This window comes from Nonomuraea maheshkhaliensis, from assembly GCF_039529435.1.
In the GTDB taxonomy this organism is placed as follows: Bacteria; Actinomycetota; Actinomycetes; order Streptosporangiales; family Streptosporangiaceae; genus Nonomuraea; species Nonomuraea maheshkhaliensis.
In genome coordinates this window covers 1-5,671 of sequence record NZ_BAAAMU010000247.1, presented here as the reverse complement: position 1 = coordinate 5,671, position 5,671 = coordinate 1, and the positions used below count along the sequence as shown (strand labels likewise).

Below are 5,671 nucleotides of genomic sequence, written 5' to 3'. Positions count from 1 at the left end.
CTGGCGACGGAGCACGCGAACAACGCCTACCGCGCGGCCGAGGACGCGTTGAAGGCGGCCGAGACGGCGCAGGCCGTCTACACGGCGGCGCGCGAGGCGGACGACGAACGGCTCAAGAACGAGTTCGAGCTGGAACTGTCCTTCGCCCAGCACATCAGTCAGAAGGCCGCCGAGTCCCGGCTGGGGGAGGCCCGCGGCTTCGGCGTGCCGATGCGGCGCTACCACACCCCGGAGATCGACGCGCTGATCGCCCAGGCCGCCCACCCGCAGGCCGATCCGGCCGTGGCGGCCGGCAAGGTGCGGCAGGTGGCCCGCTACTTCGCGACCGTGCCCGGCACGTGGACCAGCTCCGCCGCCATGGCCGCCCTGGGTGAGGACGACAGGGTTCTCGCCGTCGAGTTCGTCAAGAGCGGGCTCGCCGCCGCCGAGGAGCAGGACGACCGTACGACGCTGACCGGGCTCCTGGTCACCGGCAGCCCGGCCAGGAGAGCCGCAGGACAAAGGGCTCTGGACGGCTCGTGGCAGGACGTCATCGCGTTCCTCGACAACCCGGTCTATCCGGAACGAGCCGGTGAGGAACGCGAGGAGGTCGGGCGGATCCTGGCCGAGGCCCGCCGGGCCGGCCACACGGAGACCGAGGAGGCGGCGAACCTCGCCCTGCGCTCCGACGACCCGGCCAAGCTGACGGAGTTCCTGGAGGTGACGCACAACACCGCGTACGCGATCGACGTCAGGGCCAAGGTCACCGCGATAGCCGGGGACGACCAGTACGGCACCGAGGTCCGCAACGGCGCCCGGGTGGCCCTGGCCGGCACGACGGCGACGCAGGCGGAGTTCCTGGAGGTGGAGCGGCACCGCGCGGCGGAACGCGACTACGCGACCGCCACGCACAACTACATCGCCACCTCGCTGATGATCGAGACCTCGCAGATCGCGCAGCAGGCCGTCGAGTTCGCCCGCACCGCGCAGGCCGCGGCGGCGGAGGCACGCGGGGCGGCGGAGGCGGCCATCGGGTACGCGAACGACGCCGGCAAGGCCGCCGACCAGGCACGGACGTTCGCCACCCAGGCCGTCGCCCACGCCCGCGACGCCGGCGCCTCCGCCGAGCGAGCCGCGCAGGCGGTCCGCACCGCCGCCGCCGCGACCAAGCAGGCCCAGCGGTCGGCCAGGGAGGCGTCTCTCTCGGCGCGCTGGGCCCGCGCCTCGGCCGTCGCGGCGGCCAAGGACGCGAGCAGCGCCTTCGCCGCCTACGACGCCGCGTTCGCCTCGGCGATCAGGGCGAACAAGAGCGCGTCGGAGGCGGCCGCCATCGCCGCCGCGGTGTTCGAGCACTACCGGGAGGAGGCCGAGAAGTATCTGAGCACGCTCAAGGGCGAGTGGTACGGGCACTGCAAGTGGGGCCCGGAGGACGGCCTGCCCGGCTACAACGACTGCAACGCGTACGTGGAGGAGATCCTCAACGACCCCAAGGGCCCGCTGCACGACCCGGACGGCTACGCGAAGGAACGCGTCGAATACTGCAAGAGGCAGTTCGTGGGCAAGGCGCAGGACGCCTGCATGTCCGTCGTCATGAGCCCGCTGTTCTACTTCGCCGCACGGGGGATCGCCGACCAGGAGAGCGAGGCCCACCGGCTCGGCGAGGAGTACATGGCCCTGACCGCGCTGGACCTGCTCAACGCCACCTCCCAGCTGACCGTGATCGGCGCGTGCAAGAACGCCTTCGGCAGCCACTGGAAGGGTAAGGCGTGGAACTTCACGGACTGCTTCACCGGAGTCCTGGGCCTGACCGAGGATCCCGACTGGAACGAGTACTCGCGCGAGTGGAAGGGGACCTTCATCGAGTCCCTCGTTCCCGAAGAGCTCCGGTTCACCGAGTACAACTCGCTCCTGGGCACGATGTACCTGCACGGGCACATGTCCGACCGGACCATCCTGTCGGCCATCTACGAGTCGGGGCTGGCGACCGCGCTGCACCGCACGGTGCCGGTCGGGTGCGTCCTGGAGGGCGGGGAGTGCCCGTTCGCGGACACCGCGCAGCAGCTCAAGAACGTGAGCGAGTCGCTCAAGCAGACGAACAACCAGGGCTACATCGTCGACGGGTCAGGACGGCTGCTCGACGCGAGCGGCCTGCCCATCGCGAGCCTGCCGCCGATCGACGACCTCGACAAGTGGGCGCGCTACACGGTCGAGAGCGGGCTGCACGACGACCTGGCGGCCCTGGAGAAGCGTCTCGCCCTGCTGTACGGGCAGGCGTTCGGGCTGCCGATGGCGCCGCCGGCCTGGCACCTTGAGACGCAGCTCGCCTATCGCGTCGCCACGCGGGACGTGGAGCTGCGGGACAACACGCTCCGGCTCGTCATGAACAATCCGGGCGGTGTCTGCGACGCGGTGCCGATCGAGGGCACCGGGCCCGACCGGGAGCGACAGGCGGTGGCCGGGTGCGTGCAGGCCGTCAAGATGTTGCTCCCGGCAGGAACGACCATGATCATCTACTATCCGAACCCGGACAATCCAGCCGAACTCCTCGAAGTCACGGTGCGCGGGGTGGGCCGCTGGCTGGACTGACACTCACCTTGAACCCGTCGCCTTGATCCACCGGCCGGAATCACCAGGTTCCGGCCGGTGGCGTGTCCATCGCCGCCGCCCGGGACGTGCTCGCCCAGGGCCTGGCCGCCAGCGGTGCTCCGGCGCCACCTCCTCGCCCGCCGGCGGTGGCGGGCCGTGGGCGCTGCGGGCCGAGGTCTGAGAGGGTGGTCCGGTGCGGATTGCGCTGCTCGGACCGGTGCGAGTCCTCGACGACGACGCGCGCCGGGTCACGCTGGGCGGAGCGCGCTCGAGGGCGCTCGTGGCCCGGCTGGCGCTGGACGCCGGCCGGGCGGTGACGTCCGACGCGCTCATCGACGACCTGTGGGACGGCACACCGCCCGGCGACGCGGCCAACGCGCTGCAGGCCCTGGTGTCGCGGCTGCGCAAGTCACTGCGCGGGGTGGCCGTCGTGGAGTCGGTCCCCGGCGGCGACCGGCTGGCGGTTCGGGCGGCGGACGTGGACGCGCCCCGCTCCGAGGAGCGGGCCGGCGTCGGCGGGCGCCTGCGCGCCGCCGGGCGCGACGAGGCCGCCGCGCGCCTGCTCGGCGAGGTGCGCGACCTGTGGTCGGGCCAGGCGCTGGCCGACCTGCCCGACCTGCCGTTCGCCGGCTCCGCCGCGCTGCGGCTGGCCGACCTGCGGCTCCACGCCGCCGAGGACCGGTTCGACGCGGCACTGCGGCTGGACCGGCACCCCGAGGTGCTGGCCGAACTGGAGGATGTAGGAACGCGCCATCCGCTCCGGGAACGGCTGGCGGGCCTGCGGATGCGGGCCCTGTACGCGGCCGGGCGGCAGGCCGACGCGCTGGCTGCGTACGAGCGGACCCGGGCCGCGCTGGCCGGGGCGCTGGGCGTCGACCCGTCGGCCGAGCTGCGCGAGACCCACCTGGCGATGCTCCGCGGCGAGTTCGCCCTCCCGGGCCGGGCGGCGCGTGGACGGCTGCCCGCGCGGCTGACCAGCTTCGTCGGGCGCGAGGACGAGCTGCGGCTGCTGGCCGGGCTGTTGGAGACGGCCCGGCTGGTCACCGTCGTCGGGCCCGGCGGGGCCGGCAAGACCCGCCTGGCCCTGGAAGCGGTGACCCGGCACAGGTCCTGCGAACGCGGCCGAGTCTGGTTCGTCCCACTGGCGGGCGTGACGGCACCGGACCGCCCGCCCGAGGCGGTGCACGGCGGGCCGGCCAGGCTGACCGACGCGATGCACGGCGCGGTCAGCTCGCGGGACCCGGGCCCGCCCGAAGCGGTGCTCGGCGCGTCCGAGCGGCTGGCCGAGGCGGTGCTCGGGGTCGTCAGCTCCCGCGACCCGAGCCCGCCCGAGCAACGCACGGCCGGGCGGGCGGTGGATCCGGTGGAGCGGGTGGCCGAGTTGCTCGGTGCGGGGGAGGCGGTGCTGGTGCTCGACAACTGCGAGCACCTGCTGGACGCCGCGGCCGGGTTCGGGCGGCGGCTGCTGGACCGCCTGCCGTACCTGACGATCCTGGCGACCAGCAGAGAGGCGCTGGCGGTCACCGGCGAGGCGCTGTGCCGGCTGGCGCCGCTGCCGGAGCCGGCGGCGGTGCGGCTGTTCGCGGACCGGGCCAGAGCCGTGCGGCCGGACTTCGAGCTGGACGCCGACACGTCGGGGCCGGTGGCGGAGATTTGCCGGCGGCTGGACGGACTGCCGCTCGCGCTCGAACTGGCCGCGGCCAGGCTGCGTTCGATGCCGGTCGGCCAGATCGCCCGGCGGCTCGACGACCGCTTCCGGCTGCTCACGTCCGGAGACAGGGCCGCGCTGCCGCGCCAGCGGACGCTGGCCGCCGTGGTCGAATGGAGCTGGGAGCTGCTGAGCGAGCCGGAGCAGGCGCTGGCCAGGCGGATGTCGATCTTCCCGGCCGAGGCGGGGAGCGCGGCCGTGGAAGCCGTCTGCTCCGACCCAGACGGCGACGGCCCGGTGCCGGCCGAGGACGCCGTCTACGTGCTCGGCTCGCTGGTCGAGAAGTCGATCGTGCAGGGCGACGACGGACGCTACCGGATGCTGGAGACCGTACGGGTCTTCGCGGCGGAACGGCTGCGCCAGGCCGGCGAGCGGGCGGCGACCTCCGCCCGGTTCGTGGCGTTTTTCCGGAACCTGATGGAGGAGCAGGAACCGGTGCTGCTCACCGGCGCCCAGGTGCGCGCCAAGGACGTCATCGAGGGCGAATACGACAACCTGGTCTCCGCGTTGCGCGTGTCCATCGACGACGGCGACGCCGATTCCGCCTGGCGGCTGCTCGGCCCGCTCTGGCTCTACTGGAACGCCCGCTTCGACGCCCGCGCCGAGGGGTTCCTGGCCGAGGTGCTGGAGTTCGGCGACGCGCTGCCCCGCCAGGTCCTGGCCGCCTTCACCGCGATGCACCGGCTGGCCAACAACAGCGGGTCGCTGCCCGATCCCGCCGAGGCGCGCGCGGTGATCGAGGACGTCCACCGCACCGGCGCGATCGACCGCTACCCGATGCTGGCCGTGATCGCGATCGCCCCCGCGTACTTCCTCGGCTTCGACGACCTGCTCGAACGCGAGCTGCCCAGGGCGATGGCGCACCCGCACCCGTGGGCCAGGGCGGCGGCCCACTGGGTGGACGCCTTCGCCCTGACCGACCGCGGCGACTGGCGCGGCGGGGCCGAGCGGCTGGCCGTCACACTGAGCCTGTTCGAGAGCGTGGGCGACCGGTACGGGCTGGCGATGACGCTGATGAGCCTGGCGCGCGTCCACTCGGTCGAGGGCGAGTACGGCACGGCCGTCACCATGGCCGAGCGCGCCGTCGCCCTGGCCGCCGAGTTCAGTGCCGGTGAGGAGGTCATGTACCGCTCCTGGCTGGCCGGGCTGCGCATGCGCGGCGGCGACCAGGAAGGTGCGGCGGCGGACGTGGCGGCCGCGCGGCGCCGGGTGGTGCGGCGGGCGCAGCCGTACTCGGAGATCGAGCTGCTCCTGCGCCTGGCCGACCTGCACCGGCGCACCGGCGAGGTGGACCGGGCCGAGCGGACGCTTGACCGGCTGGAGGCGTTCGCGCGGGAGATGTCGATCCAGGCGCAGGAGCAGCTCGATCTCCGAGTACGGCTGCGCCCGCCGCACCAC

Annotated in this window: 2 protein-coding genes; both read left to right on the top strand. The window is 73.6% G+C overall.

Translation table 11 applies throughout. The annotated features are described in order from the left end of the window. The coding region (locus ABFX54_RS55660) for a DddA-like double-stranded DNA deaminase toxin (protein WP_346115443.1) at positions 1-2,565 on the top strand (2,565 nt) is incomplete at its 5' end. 193 nt (positions 2,566-2,758) lie between these two features. Next, a partial coding sequence (locus ABFX54_RS55655) for an ATP-binding protein (protein ID WP_346115442.1) occupies positions 2,759-5,671 on the top strand: 2,913 nt, incomplete at its 3' end.